Origin of the sequence: Paucibacter soli, from assembly GCF_037482845.1 — a bacterium.
Taxonomy (GTDB): Bacteria; Pseudomonadota; Gammaproteobacteria; order Burkholderiales; family Burkholderiaceae_C; genus Paucibacter_B; species Paucibacter_B soli.
The window spans coordinates 144634-165114 of record NZ_JBBHJW010000001.1 but is presented as its reverse complement, the minus strand read 5'-3'; the positions used below and the strand labels follow the sequence as shown (position 1 = coordinate 165114).

The following is a 20481-nucleotide window of genomic DNA, read 5'->3' as shown; positions in this document are numbered from 1 at the left end:
AGTGTTTCCCCTATGATGTGCCCTTTTGCAAGCGGGGCAGGCCCGCGCCAAGAGGCTCATGCCCCCTTTCCCCTCCCAGACGCCAGGCCCGGAAGAATCGCTGATCGAGTTGCGCGACGTCAGCTTCGGCTATGACGCCAGCCGGTTGATCCTCTCCAATCTGTCGCTCAAGTTCCCGCGCGGCAAGGTCACGGCCATCCTGGGCGGGTCGGGTTGCGGCAAGACGACCTTGATGCGCTTGATCGGCGGCGTGCATGCCGCCAACAGCGGCAGCGTGCTGTTTGACGGCGAACTGATCAATGTGCGCGACAAGGCGCAGCTGTTTCGCTTGCGCCGTCGGCTGGGCATGCTGTTCCAGTTCGGCGCCCTGTTCACCGACCTGTCGGTGTTCGAGAACGTCGCCTTTCCCTTGCGCGAGCACACGCGCCTGGCCGAGCCCATGATCCGCGATCTGGTGCTGATGAAGCTCAACGCGGTGGGCCTGCGCGGCGCCGCCGGGCTGAAGATCTCGGAGGTGTCCGGCGGCATGGCGCGGCGCGTGGCGCTGGCGCGCGCCATCGTGCTGGACCCCGATCTCATCATGTATGACGAGCCCTTCGCCGGGCTGGACCTGATCAGCATGGGCGTGACCGCCAAGCTGATTCGCACCCTCAACGACGTGACCGGCTGCACCTCGCTGGTGGTCAGCCACGACGTGCCGGAGTGCATGGCCATCAGCGACTATGTGGTGCTGCTGGCCACCGGCGGGCGCATCGTCGCCCACGGCACGCCGGCTGAACTGATGGCCTCCACCGACCCGGAGACGCGCCAGTTCGTGCGCGGCGAGCCCGATGGCCCGGTGAAGTTCCACTATCCGGCGCCGGACATCGCCGTCGATTTCGGGAGCGCCGCATGATGGCAGCGAACTGGCTGGCCCGACTGGGTGCGATCGCGCTGGAGCAGTTCCGCGGCTGGGGCCACGCGGCCTTTTTCCTGGCCGAATTGTTGACCTCGCTGCCCGCCGCGCTGCGGCGCCTGTGGCTGGTGGTGGCACAGGTGCATGCGATCGGCAACCGCTCCCTCGTCATCATCATGGCATCCGGCCTGGCCGTGGGCTTTGTGCTGGCGCTGCAGATGTATTACGCGCTGGTGACCTATGGAGCGGCCGAGAGCCTGGGCCTGATCGTCAACCTGGCCCTGGTGCGCGAGCTGGGGCCGGTTGTGACGGGGCTGCTGTTCGCTGGCCGGGCGGGCACCTCGCTCACCGCCGAGATCGGCCTGATGAAGGCGGGCGAGCAACTTGCCGCCATGGAGCTGATGGCCATCGACACCAAGGAGCGCGTGCTGGCGCCGCGCTTGATCGGCGGCATCCTGTCCATGCCCATACTCGCCATCCTGTTTTCGGCCATCGGCATCCTGGGTGCCTATGTGGTGGCGGTGCTGCTGATAGGGGTGGACGCAGGCAACTTCTGGTCCATCATGCAGACGCAGGTGGATGTCTGGCGTGATGTGGGCAATGGCTTGGTGAAGGCCAGCGTGTTCGGGGCGATCTGCACCTATGTGGCGCTCTACCAGGGCCATGAAACTGAGGCCACCCCCGAGGGGGTCGCCTATGCCACCACACGCACGGTGGTGATCTCCTCGCTCTGGATTCTGGGCATGGATTTCATCCTCACCGCATTGATGTTTTCGACGCCGTGAGCACGGCGTCGCGCAAGGGAGTATTTGGGAATGGGTAAAAAAGGTATCGAGACCATGGTCGGTCTGTTCGTGCTGCTGGGCATGCTGGGGCTGGTGTTCCTGGCCCTGAAGGCGGCCAACCTGGGCAGCGTGAGCGGTGGTGACACCTATACGGTGCAGGCCCGTTTCGACAATATCGGCGGCCTGAAGGTGCGCGCACCGGTACGCTCGGCGGGCGTGACGGTGGGGCGCGTGACCGCCATCGAACTCGACGCCAAGACCTATCTGGGCGTGGTGCGCATGGAGGTGCAGCGCGCCTACCAGTTCCCCAAGGATTCATCGGCCAAGATCCTGACCGCCGGCCTGCTGGGCGACCAATACGTGGGCCTGGAGCCGGGCGCGGACGAGAAGGTGCTGGCCGCCGGCGACGTCATCAAGCAGACCCAGTCCGCCGTGGTGCTGGAGAACCTGATTGGCCAGTTCCTCTACAACAAGGCCGCCGACAGCGGCACGGCCGGAGCCAAGCCATGAGCGCTTCAGCATCCGGCTCGGGCGGCGCCTGGCGCCGCGTGCTGGGCATGGCCCTGCTGCTGCTCGCGGTGAGCCTGTCGGGCTGCGCCACGCTGCGCGGCAAGGGGCCTCAGGGTCAGCGCCTGGACCCCTGGGAGAGCTGGAACCGCAAGGTCTTCAGCTTCAACGAGAGCCTGGATGCCCATGTGCTCAAGCCGGTGGCCACCGCCTATAGCGAACTGGTGCCTGCGCCAGCGCGCCTGGCCGTGGACAACTTCTTCGGCAATATCTCCGACGCTTGGTCGGCGGTGAACCTGATGCTGCAGGGGCGCTTCAAGGCCGGCGTGCAGCAGACCATGCGCGTGGCGGTCAATACGACCCTGGGTATCGGGGGCCTGATCGACATTGCCGGCGAGACCGGCCTGGAACGCAATACCGAAGACCTGGGCAAGACCTTCGGGCGCTGGGGTTTTGGCACCGGCGCCTATATTGTGTGGCCCTTGCTGGGGCCTTCATCGGTGCGCGACTCTCTCGCATTCCCGCTCGACAAGGTGGCCTCGCCGGCCTACCTGTTCCACGAGGGGCGCAGCAAGGTGGCGATTTACAGCATCCAGACCATCAATGCACGCGCCAACTTCCTGCGTGCGGGAGAAATGCTGGATGGCATCGCGCTCGACAAATACACCTTCATCCGCGACGCCTACCTGCAGCGCCGCGGCAGTATCGAGGACGACGACGCCTACGAGGTGCTGGCGCCCGAACCCGCGCCCGTCGTCAACCCGCAGGCCGACAAGTGAACCAAACAGGCCGCCGCTGCGTTGAGCAGGGCGTCGCCTGCTGAACCGCAAAGGGAACAAGAAATGACCATCACGAAACGACTGCTGCTGCGTGCCCTGCTGAGCCTGGGCATGGCCGCGCCGCTGCTGGCACAGGCCGTCGACAACAGTGCGCCCGATCTGCTGATCCGCCAGCTCTCGCTGGAAACCATCGAGACCGTCAAGGCCGACAAGGCCATCCAGGGCGGCGATGTGCAGAAGGTGATCAGCCTGGTGGACAGCAAGGTGATGCCGCATGTGAACTTCCAGCGCATGACCGCCTCGGCGGTGGGACGCTTCTGGCGCCAGGCCACGCCCGACCAGCAGAAACGCCTGCAGGACGAGTTCAAGACCCTGCTGGTCCGCACCTATGCCGGTGCGCTGACGCAGGTGAAGGACCAATCGGTGGCGCTCAAGCCGCTGCGCGCCAGCGCGGACGACGCCGAGGTGGTGGTGCGCACCGAGATCCGCGGCAAGGGCGACCCGATCCAACTGGACTACCGCCTGGAAAAGACGCCCAAGGGCTGGCAGATCTATGACGTGAATGTGCTGGGCATCTGGCTGGCCGACCAATACCGCAACAGCTTCGCGCAGGAGATCGGTGCCAACGGCATCGACGGCCTGATCAAGGCCCTGGCCGATCGCAATGCCAAGGCGGCGGCCCCCGCCACGGCCAAGACCTGACGCATGCCGGACACCATGCTGAAACTGCCGGCGCGCGTGCGCCTGCAAGAGTTGCCCGATGTCTGGCGTGAACTGGAGGCTGCGCTGCGTGCCGAACAGGCCCAGGTGCGCCAGGCGGCGGGCAATTCGGTGCGCCTGAACCTGGCCGCCTTGCATGACTTCGACTCGGCCGCGCTAACCCTGCTGCTGAGCGCCATGCGCCTGCTGAAGCAGCAGGGCCTGAGCCTGGAACTGAGCGCGGCGCCGAACAAGCTGCGCGAGCTGGCGCGCGTCTATGGCGTGGCCAGCCTGCTGTGGGCCGACGAGCCCCCGGCGGCTGCCTAGGCAGGCCGCTATGCGGCGTAGCGCTTGCTGCGCAGATTGCGCTTGATCTCCTGCAGCATGGGTCGCAGGTTCTGGCCCAGGCGCAGGGCCACGCCGGTGGTGAGGATATCCACCGCGATCAGGTGCAGCAGACGCGACACCATGGGGCTGTAGCGGTCGTAGTCTTCGGGGTGATCCACCGCCAGCAAGACCTGACCCGGCGCCTGCCCGATCTGCGCCAGCGGTGAACCGCTGGCCGTGATGATGATGGTGGTGGCGCCCTTCTTGCGTGCGATTTCGGCCGCGTCCAGCAGATCGCGGCTGCGCCCCGAGTTGCTGATCACCACGGCGCAATCGCCCGGCCCCAGCATGGTGGCGCTCATCAGCTGCACATGGCCATCGCTGCAGGCGATGGTATGCACACCCAGGCGGAAGAATTTGTGCTGGGCATCCTGGGCCACGATGCCCGAGTTGCCAACGCCATAGAACTCGATGCGCTTGCCATGGCGGCCGGCCTCGGAGAGCGCCGCAATGGCGCGCTCGAAGGCATGGCTGGCGGCGTCGTTGCGGTAGTGCAGCAGCGCCGCGACGGCGTTGTCGACCACCTTGACGATCAGGTCGCCGGGCTTGTCGTCCTCATCCACCGCGCGGTGCACAAAGGGCACGCCCTCGTTGACGCTGCCGGCCAGCTTGAGCTTGAAGTCCGCCAGGCCGTCATAGCCGACGCTGCGGCAGAAACGCACCACGGTGGGCTTGCTGACATGCGAGCGATCCGCCAGCTCGCTGACCGGCAGATTCGCAAAGGCGCGCGGATCGCTCAGCAACAGCTTGGCCACGCGCTGCTCGGCGGGGGGGAGGGCGGGCAGGGCCGCCTTGACGCGTTCCAGCATGCTCATTGCTCTTCGGCCCAGGCAAAGCCGTCGCGTGCCACCAGGGCACTGGCGGCGGGCGGCCCCCAGCTGCCGGCACCATAGTTGCGCAGGCTGGAGGGATCTTGCTTCCAGGCGTCCAGGATGGGCTCGACCCAGCGCCAGGCCTGCTCCTGCTCGTCGCTGCGCACAAACAGGTTCAGGCGGCCGGCGATGGCATCGAGCAGCAGGCGCTCGTAGGCGCCGACGCGGTTGGCGGCGAAGGCCTTGTCGAAGTCCAGGTCCAGCGAGACCGGCGACAGCGCCTCGCCATGCGCGCCACCCTTGGCCGCCAGCAACTGCAGCTCCAGCCCGTCTTCGGGTTGCAGCTTGATCACCAGGCGGTTGGCGCGGTTCGAGCCCGGGAAGATCGGATGCGGCACCGGTCGGAAATTGACGACGATCTGCGCGTCGCGCGCCGCCAGGCGCTTGCCGGTGCGCAGGTAAAAGGGCACGCCGGCCCAGCGCCAGTTCTGCACCTCGGTGCGCAGGGCCACAAAGGTCTCGCAGTCGCTGTCGGCCGGTATCTTGCCCTCGTCCAGATAGCCTGGCACAGCCTTGCCGTCCACCGTGCCGGCGCGGTACTGGCCGCGCACCACGTCGCGTGCCACCGTCTCGGGGGTGAAGGGCTTGAGCGAGCGCAGCACCTTGAGCTTCTCGTCGCGGATCGCGTCGGCGTCGGCGGTGGAGGGGGGTTCCATCGCGATCATGGTGAGCAGCTGCAGCGCATGGTTCTGGATCATGTCGCGCAGCGCGCCGGTGCCGTCGTAGAAGGGGCCACGCGTGCCCACTCCCAGCGACTCGGCCAGCGTGATCTGGATGTTGGCAATGCTCTCGCGGTGCCAGAGCGGCTCGAACAAGGCATTGCCAAAGCGCAGCGCCATCAGGTTCTGCACCGAGGGCTTGCCGAGGTAATGGTCGATGCGGAAGGCCTGGCTTTCGGCAAACACCGAACGCACCACGCGGTTGATCTGCTGCGCACTTGCGAGGTCATGCCCCAGCGGTTTTTCAAGCACCACGCGCACGCGCGGCTCGTTGAGGCCGGCGGCACCGAGCTGCTCGCATATCTGCGTGAACAGATGCGGGCTGGTGGCCAGGTACATCACCACGGTGTCGGCCTGGCGTTCGGCCAGCCAATCCTTCAGGTGCTGGTAATGCGCCGGCTGCGAGAGATCCATGCGTCGGTAATGCACCAGGGCGGCGAACTTCTCGAACTCCTCGTCGCTGGGGCGTTTGGGCCCCTCGACCTCGCGGAAGCGCTCCTTCAGCCATTCGCGGTAACGCGCGTCGGGCATCTCGTCGCGTGCCACCGCCAGGATGCGGCCGCCCTCGGGCAGCTTGCCATGGCGGAAGGCCTGGAACAGCGCCGGCATCAGCTTGCGCCAGGTGAGATCGCCGGTACCGCCAAAGAAAACGAGATCGAAGGACATGCGTGCTGCCTGTGTTGCTGCCCGGGGCTCAATCCCGCGGGCTTGATGTAACAAAGTTTCTGGATTTATGATGCACGAGTTTCTTGTTAAGGTCAATCCGGTGCGGTATGCAAGGCATTGTTCCCATGAGCGCAGGGCTTGGTGCCGATGGCGGGCGCTGTAACCTCGCTCCCAGTGGGAGCGGTTCTAATACGGGCCTGGACAAACCAAGGGCTTTCCCCATGACGAATCAGCTGGAACAACTCAAGCGCTTTACGACGGTGGTGGCCGACACCGGCAACTTCCTGCAGCTGGCGCAGTTCACGCCGCGCGACGCGACCACCAATCCCTCGCTCATCCTCAAGGCCGTGCTCTCGCCCGACTACGCGCCGCTGCTGAAGGACACCGTGGCGGCACATCGCGGCGAGCCGCTGGACGCCATCGTGGATCAGGTGCTGGTGCGCTTTGGCCTCGAGATCCTGAAGGTCGTGCCGGGCCGCGTGTCGACCGAGGTCGATGCCCGCCTGAGCTTCGACACCGCGGCCACGATCGCGCGCGCGCACCGCCTCATCAAGCTCTACGAGGCCGCCGGCATCGGCCGCGAGCGGGTGCTCATCAAGATCGCTTCCACCTGGGAGGGCATTCAGGCGGCGCGCGTGTTGGAGCGGGAAGGCATCCATTGCAACCTGACCTTGCTGTTCGCCTTCTGCCAGGCGGTGGCCTGTGGTGAGGCCGGCGTGCAGCTGATCTCGCCCTTTGTCGGCCGCATCTACGACTGGTACAAGAAGAGCGCCGGCAGCGCCTGGGACGAGGCCGCCAAGGCTGGCGCGAACGATCCCGGCGTGCAATCGGTGGCGCAGATCTACGCCTACTACAAGAAGCATGGCGTCGCCACCGAGGTGATGGGCGCCAGCTTCCGCAATATCGGCCAGATCCAGGCCTTGGCGGGTTGCGATCTGCTCACCATCAGCCCCGACCTGCTGGCCCAGTTGCAGGCCAGCGAGGCGCCGCTGACGCGCGCGCTCGATGCCGAAGCCGCGCGCCGCGCCGAGCTGCCCAAAGTCTCCTACGACGAAGCGGGATTCCGCTACGCCCTCAACCAGGATGCCATGGCCACCGAGAAGCTGGCCGAGGGCATCCGCCTGTTTGCCGTGGATGCCGGCAAGTTGGATCAGCTCATAGAAAGCCTCTGATGTCCTATCCGCGTTGTGACCAGAGCCCGGCCTGGGCCGCTCTGCAAGACCACTACCGACGCAGCGGCGCGCAGTTCGATCTGCGCGCGGCCTTTGCCGCTGACCCGGAGCGTTTTGCGCAGTGGTCCGTACAGGCGCCCGAGGTGTTTGCCGACCTGTCCAAGAACCGCATCGAGGCGGCCACCCTGGACCTGCTGGTGCAACTGGCCGAGGGCTGCCAGCTGGGCGCACAACGCGAGGCGATGTTCAAGGGCGAGCCCATCAACCACACCGAGGGGCGCGCCGTGCTGCACACGGCGCTGCGCGCACCCGCCGGCGCGGCGCCCTTCAGCGACGAGGTGCAGGCCTCGCTCGCGCGCATGCTGGCCTTCGCGGAGTGCGTGCGCGCCGCGGACAGCGGCATCCGCGACGTGGTGCACATCGGCATCGGCGGCAGCGACCTCGGCCCCGCCATGGTGGTGCAGGCCCTGCAGGCCTTTGCCAAGCCGGGCCTGCGCCTGCACTTCGTTTCCAATGTGGACGGGCATGACCTGGCCCCGGTGCTGCGCGAGCTGGATCCCGCGCGCACCCTGTTCGTGATCGCCTCCAAGACCTTCACGACCCAGGAGACGCTGGCGAATGCGCTGGCGGCCAAGGCCTGGTTCCTGGCCGCGGGCGGCAGCGACGTCGGCCGCCATTTCGTGGCCACCAGCAGCAATACCGCGGCTGCGGCCGAGTTTGGCATCCATACCACCTTCGGTTTCTGGGACTGGGTGGGCGGGCGCTACTCGCTCTGGTCGGTGATCGGTCTGCCGATCGCGATTGCCATCGGGGGCGAGAACTTCCGCGCCCTGCTGGCCGGCGCCTGGGCCATGGATGAGCATTTCCGTGCCGTGCCGCTGCGCCAGAACCTGCCGGTGCTGCTGGGTCTGCTCGACATCTGGTATCGCAACTTCCACGGTTTCACGAGCCGCAGCGTGGCGCCTTATCACCAGGGTCTGAGGCGCCTGCCTGCCTATCTGCAGCAGCTTGAGATGGAGAGCAACGGCAAGGGCGTGGACCGCGAGGGTCAGGCCTTGCCCTATGGCACCAGCCCGGTGGTCTGGGGCGAGGCCGGCACCAATGGCCAGCATGCCTACTTTCAGATGCTGCACCAGGGCACGGACGTCATCCCGGTCGAGTTCATCGCGGTGAAGGCGCCTACGCACGGGCCCCATGTGACGGGCGAGCTGGCCGAGCGCCTGGCCGACCAGCATGTGAAACTGCTGGCCAACTGCCTGGCGCAGTCGCAGGCGCTGATGCAGGGCAAGTCGGTCGAGGAGGCGCTGCACGAGCGTGCGCCCACGGCGTCCAAGTCACTCGGCGTGCTGACGGTGGCGCGCCATCGCAGCTTCCCGGGTAACCGACCCAGCACCACCTTGCTGCTGGAGACACTCGAGCCGCGTTCGCTGGGCGCGCTGATCGCGCTCTACGAGCACCGCGTGTTCGTGAGCGGCGCGCTGTGGGGCATCAACAGCTTCGACCAATGGGGCGTCGAGTTGGGCAAGGCCCTGTGCAGCAGCCTGTTGCCGCGCCTGGGCAGCGGTGATGTGACAGGGCTTGATGCTTCGACCGCGGGGCTGCTGCAGAAGTTGCGCGCATGAACATCGTGTTCGACTTTGGCGGCGTGGTGTTCCGCTGGCACCCGCCCAGTTTCCTGGCGCGCGTCTGGCCGCATCGCGTGCCCGACCTGGCCGCTGGCGAGGCCGCTGCAGCGGCCTTCTTCGAGAACTACGGCGGCGACTGGGGCGCCTTCGACCAGGGGCTGATCGATGCGCCGACGGTGGTGCAGCGCATCGCCGCGCGCACCGGCTGGCCCGAGGCCGAGGTGGCGGCGGTGGTGGCGGCGGTGCCCGACGAACTGCAGGCCTTGCCCGGCACGGTGGCGCTGATCCAGGAGCTCAAGGCCGCCGGTCATCGGCTCTTCTATCTCTCCAATATGCCCGAGCCCTATGCAGAGCATCTGGAGCGGGCGCATCCGCTGTGGCAGTGGTTCGAAGCCGGCGTGTTCTCGGGGCGGGTGAAGCATTCCAAGCCGCGCGAGGAAATTTACCGCATCGCCGAGCGACGCTTCGGCGTGGCACCGCAGAGCCTGCTGTTCCTGGACGATCACCCCGCCAACATCACGGCTGCGAAGGCGTGCGGCTGGCAGGCCCTGCTTTTCACCAGTGCGGCGGCGCTGCGGCCCGAGTTGCTCAGCCTGGGGCTGCTTCCCGCAGCCTAGTGAGGTAGATCCTGGTCCTCGGTGGGCGGTGCCGCCTGCACGCGGAAGGATTCGCTGGCCCAGGCACCCAGGTCATGTTCGCGGCAGCGCTCGCTGCAGAAGGGGCGCCAGCGGTTGCTGGGCGCAAAGACGCTGTCGCCGCCGCAGCTGGGGCAGGGCACGATGCGCGGCTTGTTGTCGCTTTTTGATTCCATCACGCTGCTCCTCAGGCGCACAGGGTCAGCTCGAAGCTGGCATCCTGCTGGGCGAGCTTGAGGCGGCCCTCCTCGTCCTGGCGCATCAGCCGGATCGAGATCATCAGGCGGTGGCCGCTGATCTCTGGGATCAGGCCCAGGCTGGGGTCGATGCGCATCCGCAGCAGGTGGTAGCTGCGCCCCTGGGGCAGGCTTTGCTGGAACTGGCCGGCCTGCGCCGCCACTTTGTGCGGAGCGCCGGAGTCGCGCAGCAGGCCCAGCAGCACCTGCAGGGCTTCGGCCAGCGGCATCAGGGACTGCGTCCATTGAATCAGGTCGTTGCGGCGGCGCGCCGGCAGGAACTGCTGCCAGGTGTAGTAGGCCGGCAGGTCGAACTCGCAGGTGCCGCCGGGGATGCTGATGCGGCTGCGTATGCTCATCAGCCACTCGTTGGTGGTGAGGGCATGGCCGGCCTTGCCGGAGAGCTGGTTCAGATTGGCAAAGGCGCGGTCGATGCGGGCGATCACCTCGTCGAGCACGCTCTCAGCGATTGCCGGGTTGCCGCGGTAGCCATTGAGCTGGGCCTTGTGCCGCTCCAACTCCTTGAGCAGATCGGACTTCAGGTCGGCGCGCGAGGCCACATCCATGATCTCGAAGATCGTGACGAGTGCGAAGTGATGGTCCAGTGCCGTCTCGCGCGCGATCAACTGCCCCAGGCGATCGAAGAGATGTTCCAGCCGCAGCATCGTGCGGATGCTTTCGTTGAACGGGTATTCGTATAGGACCAAGGCGGCCATTCCTCGTCGATCTGCGTTGTGGCTAGAGGCGCCCATTGCGCCTCTTGGCCCGATGGGGCGATTGTTTCACAGCCGCGCGCGCGAGCCCCAAGAAAACGCTAGGGGCTAGCCCCTGCGCCAATGCGCGGCCAGGCTCAGCACCTGCATGCGCAGCGCGTCCGCGTTGATGCCGTCGTTGTAGAGCACTGCATCGGCAACGGCGCGGCGGGCGGCGCGGCTGGCCTGTTGCGCGATCACCGCCAACACCGCCTCGCGCTGCCAGCCCGAGCGCTGCATGACGCGCTCGACCTGCGTTTGTTCCTCGCAATCCACCACCAGCACGCGTTGAACGCGCGAGCGCCAGCGGCCCGACTCGACCAGCAGCGGCACGTCAAAGACCAGCAAATCGGCCGTGCTGGCTTCCGCCCGTCGGCTGGTCTCGACGCTGATCATGGGGTGAAGGATGGCTTCGAGCCGGCGCCTGGCTGGCTCGTCGCGGAAGGCGAGGGCGCGCATATTGGCTCGGTCCAACGCGCCATCCGGGCCGGCCGCCTGGGCGCCGAAGGCCTGCACGATGGCCGGCATGGCGGCACCGCCCACTGCCGTCAAGGCGCGCGAGATGGCATCGGTGTCGATGACGTCGGCGCCTGCCTCGATCCAGGCAAGTGCCACGGTGCTCTTGCCGCTGCCGATGCCACCGGTCAGGCCGATGCGCAATGCGCGCCCGCGCATCAGACCCAGCCCAGCCACCCCAGCACGCGCGCCTGGCCGGCGAACAGCACCACCAGGCCGGCGCCCGCGAGGAAGGGGCCGAAGGGCACATAGCGGCCCTCGCGCAGCTTGGCATTCAACTTCATGGCGACGCCGATCACCGCGCCGATTACCGATGCGCCCAGCACGATGGGCAGAATCATCTGCCAACCCAGCCAGGCGCCCAGCGCGGCCAGCAGCTTGAAGTCCCCGTAGCCCATGCCCTCCTTGCCGGTGGTGAGCTTGAACAGCCAGTAGACCGACCAGAGCGATAGATAACCCACCAGCACGCCGGTCAGCGCGGCCTGCAGGGGAATCGTCCAGCCCAGCAAGGCGACCAGCAGACCGGCCCACAGCAAGGGTTGGTTGATGGCGTCGGGCAGCAGGGTGGTGTCCCAGTCGATCGCCGCCAATGCCAGCAGGGCCGCGGCGAAGGCGCACCAGAGCAGGGTGCTGGGCTGGGGGCCGAAATGCCATGACAGCCCGGCAAACATCAGCCCGGTGAGCAACTCGACCAAGGGGTAGCGCGCCGAGATCGGTGCCGCGCAGGCCGAGCATCTGCCGCGCAGCATGGCATAGCCCAGCAACGGGACGTTCTCGTGCCATTTCAGCTGATGGCCGCAGTGAGGGCAGCGCGAGCGCGGCATCGCGATGCCAAGGGCGGGGAGCTCATCAAGCTTGGCGGCCAGCGCGGCACTCGCCTTGGCCAGCGCGCCGGCTTCGGCCTTGCCCAGTTGCGCGCCCTGCAGCAGCGCCTCCTCATCGCTCAATTGAGCGGCCGCGTCGGTGAGCCATTGGCGCTCCATCATGCGAGGCAGGCGGTGCACCACGACGTTGAGAAAGCTGCCAATGCACAGGCCCAGCACGCCCAGCACCCAGGGGGACAGCAGCCATTGGAGTTCGGTGGTCGTCGTTGTCATCCCTCAGACCACCTGACCCAGCTTGAAGATGGGCAGGTACATCGCGACCACGATGCCGCCGATGACCGTGCCGAGAAACACGATGATGAAGGGCTCCATCAGGCTGGAGAGCGCCTTCACCGCCTCGTCCACCTCGTCCTCGTAGAACTCTGCCGCCTTGCTCAGCATATGGTCCAGTGAGCCGGACTCCTCGCCGATGGCAGCCATTTGCAGCACCATGCTCGGGAAGATGCCAGTGGTCTGCATCGAGGTGGTGAGTGCCGAACCGGTGGACACGTCGCGCTGGATCTTCTCGGTGGCCTCGGAAAAGACGGCATTGCCCGAGGCTCCGCCCACCGAATCGAGCGCCTCGACCAGCGGAACGCCGGCGGCAAACATGGTGGCCAATGTGCGCGTCCAGCGCGCCACGGCAGACTTGTACAACAGATCGCCAAACACGGGGATCTTGAGCAGCAGCCGATCCATGGTCTTCTGCATCTTCTCGGAGCGTTTCCACGACTGTATGAAGAAGTAGCTGCCACCACCAAGACCACCGAATATGGCCCACCAATAGGCCACAAAGAACTCTGACATGGCGATCACCACCAGGGTCGGTCCGGGTAGGTCGGCGCCGAAGGACTTGAACACGTCCTTGAACGCCGGCACCACAAAGATCATGATCACGGCGGTGACCACAAAGGCCACCACCATCACCGCGATCGGGTAGGTCAGCGCCGACTTGATCTTGTTCTTCAGTGCGACCGTCTTTTCCTGGTAGATCGCGAGGCGGTCGAGCAGGGCTTCCAGGATGCCGCCGGTTTCGCCGGCCTCGACCAGATTGCAGTACAGCGCGTCGAAGTACATCGGGTGCTTGCGGAAGGAGGCGGACAGGCTGGTGCCGGTCTCCACGTCCTGCTTGATTTCGGTGAGCAGGCGCGTCAGTTTGGGATTAGGGCTGCCGCGCGCCACGATCTCGAAAGACTGCAGCAGTGGCACGCCGGCACGCATCATGGTGGCAAGCTGGCGCGTGAACACGGCAATGTCCTTTTGCTTGATCTTGGTGCCGCCAGAGCTACGGCGCTTCCTGACCTTGCTGACGAGGATGCCCTGGCGACGCAGGGTGGCGCTGACCATGGCTTCGCCGCCGGCGCGCAACTCGCCGCGCACGATCTTGCCGTTCCTGTCCTTGCCTTCCCACTCGTAGATGGCCTCATTGGCCGGCTTGGCGCTGGAAATGGTCGCCATAACACCTCCTGGGATTGCACCCACAGTTTTTGTCGGGGCCCGATGGACCCTTATTCATTGGTCGCTGCCAACACCTCTTCCAGCGTTGTGACGCCGGCACGCACTTTCACAAGACCGGATTGACGCAGGTCTCGCACGCCCTCGGACTGCGCCTGCGCAGCGATGTCCATGGCCGTGCCTTCCGAGAGGATGATGCGCTGGATGGCCTCGGTAATGGGCATCACCTGGTAGAGCCCAACGCGGCCGCGGTAGCCGTTGTTGCAGCTCGAGCAGCCCACCGCGCGATAAGGCTTCCAGCTGCCATCCAGATCGGTCTCGGCGAAGCCAGCACGCAGCAGCGCCTCGCGCGGAAACTCCGCCAAGGTCTTGCAGTTCTCGCACAGTCGCCGGGCCAGGCGCTGTGCGGTGATGAGCAGAACGCTAGAGGCGATGTTGAACGGCGCCACACCCATATTGAGCAGGCGGGTGAGCGTGGTCGGCGCATCGTTGGTGTGCAGGGTGGACATCACCATATGGCCTGTTTGCGCCGCCTTGATGGCAATGTCGGCGGTCTCGAGATCGCGGATTTCGCCCACCATGATGATGTCGGGATCCTGACGCAAAAAGGACTTCAGCGCCGCAGCAAAGGTCAGGCCGGCCTTGTCGTTCACGTTCACCTGGTTGATGCCGGGCAGGTTGATTTCCGCAGGGTCTTCGACCGTCGAGATGTTCACGCCCGGTTGGTTCAGGATGTTCAGGCAGGTGTAGAGCGAGACGGTTTTGCCCGAACCAGTCGGGCCGGTGACCAGCACCATACCGTAGGGGCGTGAGATGCAGGCCAGCAGCCGGTCCTTCTCGATCTTTTCGTAGCCCAGCGCCTCGATGCCCAATTTGGCCGAGGACGGATCCAGAATCCGGATCACGATTTTTTCGCCGAACAGTGTAGGCAAGGTACTGATGCGGAAGTCGATCGCCTTGGCGCCGAACTTCAGCTTCATACGTCCGTCTTGCGGCACGCGGCGTTCGGCAATGTCCAGCCTCGACAGCACCTTGATGCGCGAGGCCAGCTTGTCCTTGATGGCAATCGGGGGCTGCGTGATCTCGCGCAACTCACCGTCCACGCGGAAACGTACCCGGTAGTGATACTCGTAGGGCTCGAAGTGCAAGTCCGAGGCGCGCAGATTGATGGCGTCCACCAGCATCTTCTGCAGGAAGCGCACCACCGGGGCGTCCTCCACGTCGGCCATGTCCTGCGCTTCTTGCTGCGTCGGACCTTCCTCTTCGGCGATGTCGAAGTCGAAGTCGCCGCCGGCCATGCTTTCCAATGTCTCGGCGGCGCTGGTCGCCGAGCCTTGGAGAATCTTGGTGATCTTGTCGTACTCGACGATCACCCATTCGGGCGACAACTGGGTGGCGAACTTGATGCGTTCGACGACCTCTGGTTCGGTCGGGTCGGCGCCACCGATGAAGAGGCGGTTGCCGCGGCGGCCGAGCACCAGAACCTGATATTGCTGAGCGAGCTTGTTGTCGATGATGTTCTGCGGCAGGCGCTGGGCATCTACCGCATTCAAGTCCATCAGCGGCACAGCCAGCGCTGTCGCCAGCGTATGCGCCAAGTCGGCCGAGGAAATTGCGCCGGAAGCAATCACGGCGCTCACGAAGCTGGTCTTTTTCTCCTTGGACTGCCGTACCAGATCCTCTGCGGCCTTGGCCTGCAGCTTGCCTGCGTGCACCAACACGCGAGCCACGCCCGAAAGGGCGGAATGGGGCGGGTCAGCCAGGGTTGTATCCACGTGCCGTGATTCGCTGTGCTAGGTAGTCGAAGGCAAGAGGCGCATCGGGTGCGCACTTACTCAGCAATGACCACACTGTATACCCAGCATGCATGGGGGCAATCGGTGGAAATGTGTGTAAGCGCACGGAACGCGCGCACGGCCTCTGCCGGTGATGCCGATTTGCATCACGGCGCCTAGGCTGGGTATGGAAGTTAAGAAGATCTGGTCGGGGTGAGAGGATTCGAACCTCCGGCCTCTACGTCCCGAACGTAGCGCTCTACCAGGCTAAGCTACACCCCGATTTGCTCCGACTGCTTCGCTGCTGCAAAGAGTCGTTACTGTCTTCTTGATCGCTCAGAACGAGCGGTCGATTGACTGAACGGCGAATTCTAGCAGAGCTTCTCGCCATTTGTTAAGAGGTAATGCATTTAAGCATTGTTGTGCGAGTGCAGCCTCGGCGCGGGCAGCGTCGCGCGTGGCTTCAAGGGCGCCGGTGCGCCGCACGATGGCCACGATGTCGGCCAGGCGTGCCACCTCGCCTTGCTCGATGGCATGGCGTATCAGCTCGCGCTCCTCGACGCTGCCGCGGTTCATGGCAATCAGCAGCGGCAGTGTTGGTTTGCCTTCGCGCAGGTCGTCGCCAATATTCTTGCCAAGGGCTTGGGTGTCGCCTTCGTAGTCGAGTACGTCATCGATGAGCTGGAACGCGGTGCCGAGTGCGCGGCCATAACCAGCACACGCGTCTTCGATCTCGGGCGTGCTGTTGGCCAGCACAGCGCCCAGGCGCGCGCTTGCTTCGAACAGCTTGGCGGTCTTGAAGCGGATGACGCGCAGATAACTCTCGACGCTGATGTCCGGGTCGTGCATGTTCATCAGCTGCAAGACCTCGCCCTCGGCAATCACATTGGTGGCGTCTGCGAGCACCTCCAGCACGCGCAGGCTGTTGGCCGAGACCATCATCTGGAAGGCGCGCGAATACAGGAAGTCACCCACGAGCACGCTGGCGGCATTGCCGAACAGGGCGTTGGCAGTCTGCTTGCCGCGTCGCAGCGACGATTCGTCGACGACGTCGTCGTGCAGCAGCGTCGCGGTATGGATGAACTCCACCACGGCGGCAAGTTCAAAGCGCTCGTGCTGGGTATAGCCAAGCGCGTTGGCGAATAGCAGTACCAGCTTTGGCCGCATGCGCTTGCCGCCGGCGTGCACGATGTAGCCTGCAATCTGATTGATCAGGGCGACATCGGAGGTAAGGCGGTGCGCGATTACGGCATCCACCTCGCGCATTTCCGCGTTCAACGCGGCCAAAACCTCAGCAACAGGGGACGAGGCAGACAGGTCTTGCACTCTCAGCTCACTTTGGGGCGAAGCTGGCATTATAGGAAGCTCGTGAGTGGCCCAAGTTCGCTGCGGACGCGCGGCGCGGCGCGCCTCAGACAGGCGGGCAATGCTGCTTGATTCAGGGTTAACGATTGTGCTACACTCGCGGGCTCTGCGCTCAGGTCATGGGCGTAGTCAAGGCTTGCCGTCAATTACTGGCGGCAAGTGGTTTCACTGAAAGGGCTGATATGTACGCGGTCATAAAAACCGGCGGCAAGCAATACAAAGTTGCTGCTGGCGAAAAGATCAAGGTAGAACAGATTGCTGCGGATGTTGGCCAAGAGATTGTGATTGACCAGGTTCTGGCTGTCGGCAACGGCGCTGAACTCAAGGTTGGCACTCCCTTGGTTGCTGGCGCAAGCGTCAAAGCCACTGTTGTGGCACAGGGCAAGCACGACAAGGTGCGCATCTTCAAGCTGCGTCGTCGCAAGCACTACAAGAAGAGCCAGGGCCATCGCCAAACGTATACCGAGCTGGAAATCAGCGCGGTGAATGGCTAATCCGGCTTTCGCCAACAGTTCAAGGAGTTAATCCATGGCACAGAAAAAGGGCGGCGGTTCCACACGAAACGGCCGCGATTCCAAACCGAAGATGCTGGGTGTGAAGGTCTATGGCGGCCAGACCATCTCTGCAGGTTCCATCATCGTGCGTCAGCGCGGTACCAAGTTCCACGCCGGCACGAACGTCGGCATGGGCAAGGACCATACGCTGTTCGCGCTGATCGACGGCCAGGTCTCGTTCGCCGTCAAGGGCGAAAAGAGCCGTTCGACGGTCATCGTCACGCCGGTCTAAGTTTTTCGGACCAGCGGTCGCGGTGCGGTGGCAGCAGCCGGCCACACCGTGCAGCAACAGCCCCGGCTCAGTCCGGGGCTTTTGTTTTTCTACGGCTGCATCGAGTCGGGTTCCTTGAGGGGCCTGGCTTACCATAGCCCCGCCCGGGCTCAAGGGATCTGACATGAAGTTCGTAGACGAAGCCACTATCGATGTTGTGGCCGGCAATGGTGGTGCCGGCTGTGCGAGCTTTCGCCGCGAGAAGTTCATTCCCTTCGGCGGGCCGGACGGTGGCGATGGTGGGCGCGGTGGCAGCGTGTTTGCCGTGGGCGACCTGAACCTCAACACCCTGATCGATTACCGCTATGCGCGTCGCCACGAGGCGCGCAATGGCGAGGCGGGGCGAGGCTCCGATCAGTATGGCGCCGCGGCCGACGACATCGTGCTGCGCATGCCGGTGGGCACCATCATCAAGGATCTAGAGACCGATACGGTGATTGCCGAATTGCTGGAGCCGGGCGAGAAGATTCTCATCGCCAAGGGCGGTGACGGCGGCTTTGGCAATCTGCACTTCAAGAGCAGCACGAACCGCGCGCCGCGCCAGAAGACGCCCGGCTGGCCCGGCGAGGCCAAGAAGCTCAAGCTTGAGCTGCGCGTGCTGGCCGATGTGGGCTTGCTGGGCCAGCCCAATGCCGGCAAGTCGACGCTGATCTCGGCGGTCTCCAACGCCCGCCCCAAGATTGCCGACTACCCGTTCACGACCCTGCACCCCAACCTCGGCGTCGTGCGTGTCGCGCCCGAGAAGAGCTTTGTGGTGGCCGACATTCCCGGTCTGATCGAGGGCGCCGCCGAAGGTGCCGGCCTGGGTCACCAATTCCTGCGCCACCTGCAGCGCACGCGACTGCTGCTGCATGTGGTCGACCTGGCTCCCTTCGATCCGGCCGTGGATCCGGTGGCGGAAGCCAAGGCCATCGTGGGCGAGTTGAAGAAGTACGACCAGGCCCTGTACGACAAGCCGCGCTGGCTGGTGCTTAACAAGCTGGACATGGTGCCGGCGGAGGAACGTGCCGCGCGCGTCAAGGACTTCGTCAAGCGTTACAAGTGGAAGGGCCCGGTGTTCGAAATTTCCGCCCTCACGCGCGAAGGTTGCCAGCCCTTGATCCACGCGATATATGAGCATGTGGCCGAGGCCCAGCGCGTGCATGTGGAAGTCGACCCGCGCTTCACGCCTGTGGAGGGTGGCGAGCAGGAGCAGGCATGAGCAGCCATGGGCCGCTGAAGGATGCGCGGCGCATCGTCGTCAAGGTAGGTTCCAGCCTGGTAACGAACGAGGGGCGCGGCGTCGATGCCGAGGCGATCGGCAACTGGTGCCGGCAACTCGCTGCCTTGGCGGCGCAGGGGCGCGAGCTGGTGATGGTGTCCAGCGGGGCGATTGCCGAAGGCATGAAGCGCCTGGGCTGGGTGACGCGCCCCAAGGAAGTCCATGAACTGCAGGCGGCTGCGGCCGTCGGGCAGATGGGCCTGGCACAGATGTACGAGAGCAAGCTGCGCGAGCAGGGCATGGGCAGCGCTCAGGTGCTGCTCACGCATGCCGACCTGGCCGATCGCGAGCGCTATCTGAATGCGCGCTCCACCTTGCTGACGCTGCTGCAGCATCGCGTGCTGCCGGTCATCAACGAGAACGACACCGTCGTCAACGACGAGATCAAGTTCGGCGACAACGACACCCTGGGTGCGCTGGTCGCCAACCTGGTTGAGGCCGATGCCCTCGTGATCCTGACCGATCAGCGCGGCCTGTACTCTGCCGATCCACGCAAGGACCCGAGCGCGCGCTTCATCGACGAAGCGATTGCCGGCACGCTCGAACTGGAGCAGATGGCCGGCGGTGCTGGCTCCAGCATTGGTCGCGGCGGCATGATCACCAAGATCCTGGCCGCCAAACGCGCCGCCGGCAGCGGTGCCAACACCGTGATCGCCTGGGGGCGCGAGCCGGATGTGTTGTTGCGGCTGGCCGCCGGCGAAGCCATCGGCACGGCGCTGCTGGCCAGCACGCAAAAGCTCGCCGCGCGCAAGCAATGGATGGTTGACCATCTGCAGCTGCGCGGCGCCGTACTGGTCGATGCCGGAGCTGCCGCCAAGCTGCGCGACGAGGGCAAGAGCCTTTTGCCAATCGGCGTCTACGAGGTGCAGGGCGAATTCCATCGCGGCGATGTGATCGCCGTGAGGGACGCCGGCGGTGCCGAGCTGGCGCGCGGGCTCACCAACTACTCAAGCGCCGAGGCGCGCCTGATTGCGCGCAAGCCTTCGTTCGAGATCGAGGGCGTGCTCGGCTATGCGGCCGAGCCCGAACTCATCCACCGCGACAACCTGGTGCTGCGCTAAGCCGGGTCCTTGGGCGCCTCGCTGGCGTCCTCGGGGGCATGTTGCTCATGTTCGCCGGCAGCGTCATGCGGCCCGCGCCCGCCTTCGGCGCGATGCTGGGGCCGCATACCGGCGCGCAGATAGCGGTTGTGGTGGTTCATGCGTGGCAGAAAACGCGCCAGCTCGGTCAGCGCCATCTGGTAGACGCCGCGCTTGAACTCGATCACCGCCTCCAGCGGCACCCAGTACTCGTTCCAGCGCCAGGCATCGAACTCGGGATGGTCGGTGGCGCGCAGATTCATGTCGCTGTCGCGGCCCATCAATTGCAGCAGAAACCAGATCTGCTTTTGCCCGCGGTAATGTCCGCGCGCGTCGCGTCGTATGAAGTGCTCGGGCACTTCGTAGCGCAGCCAGTCGCGTGTGCGCGCAATGATGCGCACATGCTCGGACCTCAGCCCCACTTCTTCATGGAGCTCTCTGAACATCGCCTGCTCGGGCGTTTCGCCATGCTTGATGCCCCCTTGCGGGAACTGCCAGGAATGGGTACGGATGCGCTTACCCCAGAACACTTCGTTCCTGTGGTTGAGCAGGATGATGCCGACGTTGGGCCGGAAGCCTTCACGGTCGAGCATAATCAACCTCAAATCTATAG

23 protein-coding genes and 1 tRNA gene are annotated in these 20481 nt (G+C 65.2%); 13 read left to right on the top strand and 11 right to left on the bottom strand.

Annotated elements, in window-relative coordinates:
• Window positions 1–58 precede the first annotated feature (58 nt).
• The 6 genes from WG898_RS00810 (at window position 59) to WG898_RS00785 (ending at window position 3992) form a co-directional block, all read left to right on the top strand.
• Window positions 59–895: an ABC transporter ATP-binding protein gene (locus WG898_RS00810; RefSeq protein WP_339600879.1), complete on the top strand. Its 837-nt coding sequence runs from the start codon at window positions 59–61 to the stop codon at window positions 893–895.
• A complete protein-coding gene (gene mlaE, locus WG898_RS00805; protein ID WP_339600878.1) occupies window positions 892–1680 on the top strand; it encodes a lipid asymmetry maintenance ABC transporter permease subunit MlaE in 789 nt (262 codons plus the stop codon). The genes WG898_RS00810 and mlaE overlap by 4 nt, the downstream gene beginning before the upstream one ends.
• A gap of 30 nt (window positions 1681–1710) precedes the next feature.
• Complete coding sequence (mlaD, locus tag WG898_RS00800; RefSeq protein ID WP_339600877.1) at window positions 1711–2190, top strand: outer membrane lipid asymmetry maintenance protein MlaD; 480 nt, start codon at window positions 1711–1713, stop codon at window positions 2188–2190.
• The gene (locus tag WG898_RS00795) at window positions 2187–2966 is read left to right on the top strand and encodes an MlaA family lipoprotein (RefSeq protein WP_339600876.1); all 780 of its coding nucleotides are present in this window, start codon (window positions 2187–2189) and stop codon (window positions 2964–2966) included. Before mlaD ends, WG898_RS00795 begins: the two co-directional genes overlap by 4 nt.
• Before the next feature lie 63 nt (window positions 2967–3029).
• Window positions 3030–3668 (top strand): MlaC/ttg2D family ABC transporter substrate-binding protein, encoded by a 639-nt coding sequence (locus WG898_RS00790; RefSeq protein ID WP_444718892.1) that lies wholly within the window; start codon window positions 3030–3032, stop codon window positions 3666–3668.
• A gap of 15 nt (window positions 3669–3683) precedes the next feature.
• Window positions 3684–3992, top strand: coding sequence for an STAS domain-containing protein (locus WG898_RS00785; RefSeq protein WP_339600875.1), 309 nt, complete (start codon window positions 3684–3686; stop codon window positions 3990–3992).
• Between the two features lie 8 nt (window positions 3993–4000).
• Here WG898_RS00785 and WG898_RS00780 read toward each other — a convergent pair whose 3' ends face one another.
• A complete protein-coding gene (locus WG898_RS00780) occupies window positions 4001–4861 on the bottom strand; it encodes a MurR/RpiR family transcriptional regulator (RefSeq protein WP_285230913.1) in 861 nt (286 codons plus the stop codon).
• Window positions 4862–4863: 2 nt separating this feature from the next.
• Window positions 4864–6309, bottom strand: a complete 1446-nt coding sequence (zwf, locus tag WG898_RS00775; RefSeq protein ID WP_339600874.1) for a glucose-6-phosphate dehydrogenase — start codon at window positions 6307–6309, stop codon at window positions 4864–4866.
• 221 nt (window positions 6310–6530) lie between these two features.
• Here zwf and tal point away from each other — a divergent pair, with 221 nt between their 5' ends.
• From tal to WG898_RS00760, 3 genes are read left to right on the top strand one after another with little or no spacing between them, the layout of a single operon-like run.
• On the top strand, window positions 6531–7481 hold the full coding sequence (gene tal, locus WG898_RS00770) for a transaldolase (protein WP_339600873.1): 951 nt from the start codon (window positions 6531–6533) through the stop codon (window positions 7479–7481).
• Window positions 7481–9103 (top strand): glucose-6-phosphate isomerase, encoded by a 1623-nt coding sequence (gene pgi / locus WG898_RS00765; protein WP_339600872.1) that lies wholly within the window; start codon window positions 7481–7483, stop codon window positions 9101–9103. Before tal ends, pgi begins: the two co-directional genes overlap by 1 nt.
• Complete coding sequence (locus WG898_RS00760; RefSeq protein WP_339600871.1) at window positions 9100–9723, top strand: HAD family hydrolase; 624 nt, start codon at window positions 9100–9102, stop codon at window positions 9721–9723. Before pgi ends, WG898_RS00760 begins: the two co-directional genes overlap by 4 nt.
• On the opposite strand, the gene WG898_RS00755 is transcribed toward WG898_RS00760, so the two are convergent.
• The 8 genes from WG898_RS00755 to WG898_RS00720 all read right to left on the bottom strand — a co-directional run bounded on the left by WG898_RS00755 (window position 9720) and on the right by WG898_RS00720 (window position 16604).
• On the bottom strand, window positions 9720–9917 hold the full coding sequence (locus tag WG898_RS00755) for a DNA gyrase inhibitor YacG (RefSeq protein WP_339600870.1): 198 nt from the start codon (window positions 9915–9917) through the stop codon (window positions 9720–9722). The two genes, WG898_RS00760 and WG898_RS00755, sit on opposite strands and share 4 nt — an antisense overlap.
• A gap of 11 nt (window positions 9918–9928) precedes the next feature.
• Complete coding sequence (gene zapD / locus WG898_RS00750) at window positions 9929–10684, bottom strand: cell division protein ZapD (protein ID WP_339601598.1); 756 nt, start codon at window positions 10682–10684, stop codon at window positions 9929–9931.
• A 114-nt stretch (window positions 10685–10798) separates the two neighbouring features.
• Window positions 10799–11404 carry a dephospho-CoA kinase gene (gene coaE / locus WG898_RS00745; protein WP_339600869.1) on the bottom strand — a complete coding sequence of 202 codons (606 nt, stop codon included), beginning with the start codon at window positions 11402–11404 and terminating at the stop codon, window positions 10799–10801.
• On the bottom strand, window positions 11404–12342 hold the full coding sequence (locus WG898_RS00740) for a prepilin peptidase (protein ID WP_339600868.1): 939 nt from the start codon (window positions 12340–12342) through the stop codon (window positions 11404–11406). The genes coaE and WG898_RS00740 overlap by 1 nt, the downstream gene beginning before the upstream one ends.
• Window positions 12343–12345: 3 nt before the next feature.
• Entirely contained in the window at window positions 12346–13566 is a 1221-nt protein-coding gene (locus WG898_RS00735) for a type II secretion system F family protein (protein ID WP_339600867.1), read from the bottom strand.
• A 50-nt stretch (window positions 13567–13616) separates the two neighbouring features.
• The gene (gene pilB / locus WG898_RS00730) at window positions 13617–15338 is read right to left on the bottom strand and encodes a type IV-A pilus assembly ATPase PilB (RefSeq protein WP_339600866.1); all 1722 of its coding nucleotides are present in this window, start codon (window positions 15336–15338) and stop codon (window positions 13617–13619) included.
• A 205-nt stretch (window positions 15339–15543) separates the two neighbouring features.
• Window positions 15544–15620 (bottom strand) — tRNA-Pro (locus WG898_RS00725).
• 54 nt (window positions 15621–15674) lie between these two features.
• Window positions 15675–16604: a polyprenyl synthetase family protein gene (locus WG898_RS00720; protein ID WP_339601597.1), complete on the bottom strand. Its 930-nt coding sequence runs from the start codon at window positions 16602–16604 to the stop codon at window positions 15675–15677.
• A gap of 281 nt (window positions 16605–16885) precedes the next feature.
• On the opposite strand from WG898_RS00720, the gene rplU reads away from it, so the two are divergent.
• The 4 genes from rplU to proB all read left to right on the top strand — a co-directional run bounded on the left by rplU (window position 16886) and on the right by proB (window position 19850).
• Complete coding sequence (gene rplU / locus WG898_RS00715; RefSeq protein ID WP_195797624.1) at window positions 16886–17197, top strand: 50S ribosomal protein L21; 312 nt, start codon at window positions 16886–16888, stop codon at window positions 17195–17197.
• Window positions 17198–17231: 34 nt separating this feature from the next.
• Entirely contained in the window at window positions 17232–17489 is a 258-nt protein-coding gene (gene rpmA, locus WG898_RS00710; RefSeq protein WP_339600865.1) for a 50S ribosomal protein L27, read from the top strand.
• A gap of 163 nt (window positions 17490–17652) precedes the next feature.
• The gene (gene obgE, locus WG898_RS00705; RefSeq protein WP_339600864.1) at window positions 17653–18729 is read left to right on the top strand and encodes a GTPase ObgE; all 1077 of its coding nucleotides are present in this window, start codon (window positions 17653–17655) and stop codon (window positions 18727–18729) included.
• Window positions 18726–19850, top strand: coding sequence for a glutamate 5-kinase (gene proB / locus WG898_RS00700; RefSeq protein ID WP_339600863.1), 1125 nt, complete (start codon window positions 18726–18728; stop codon window positions 19848–19850). The genes obgE and proB overlap by 4 nt, the downstream gene beginning before the upstream one ends.
• Here proB and WG898_RS00695 read toward each other — a convergent pair.
• Entirely contained in the window at window positions 19847–20461 is a 615-nt protein-coding gene (locus tag WG898_RS00695; RefSeq protein ID WP_339600862.1) for an RNA pyrophosphohydrolase, read from the bottom strand. The two genes, proB and WG898_RS00695, sit on opposite strands and share 4 nt — an antisense overlap.
• Window positions 20462–20481 lie beyond the last annotated feature (20 nt).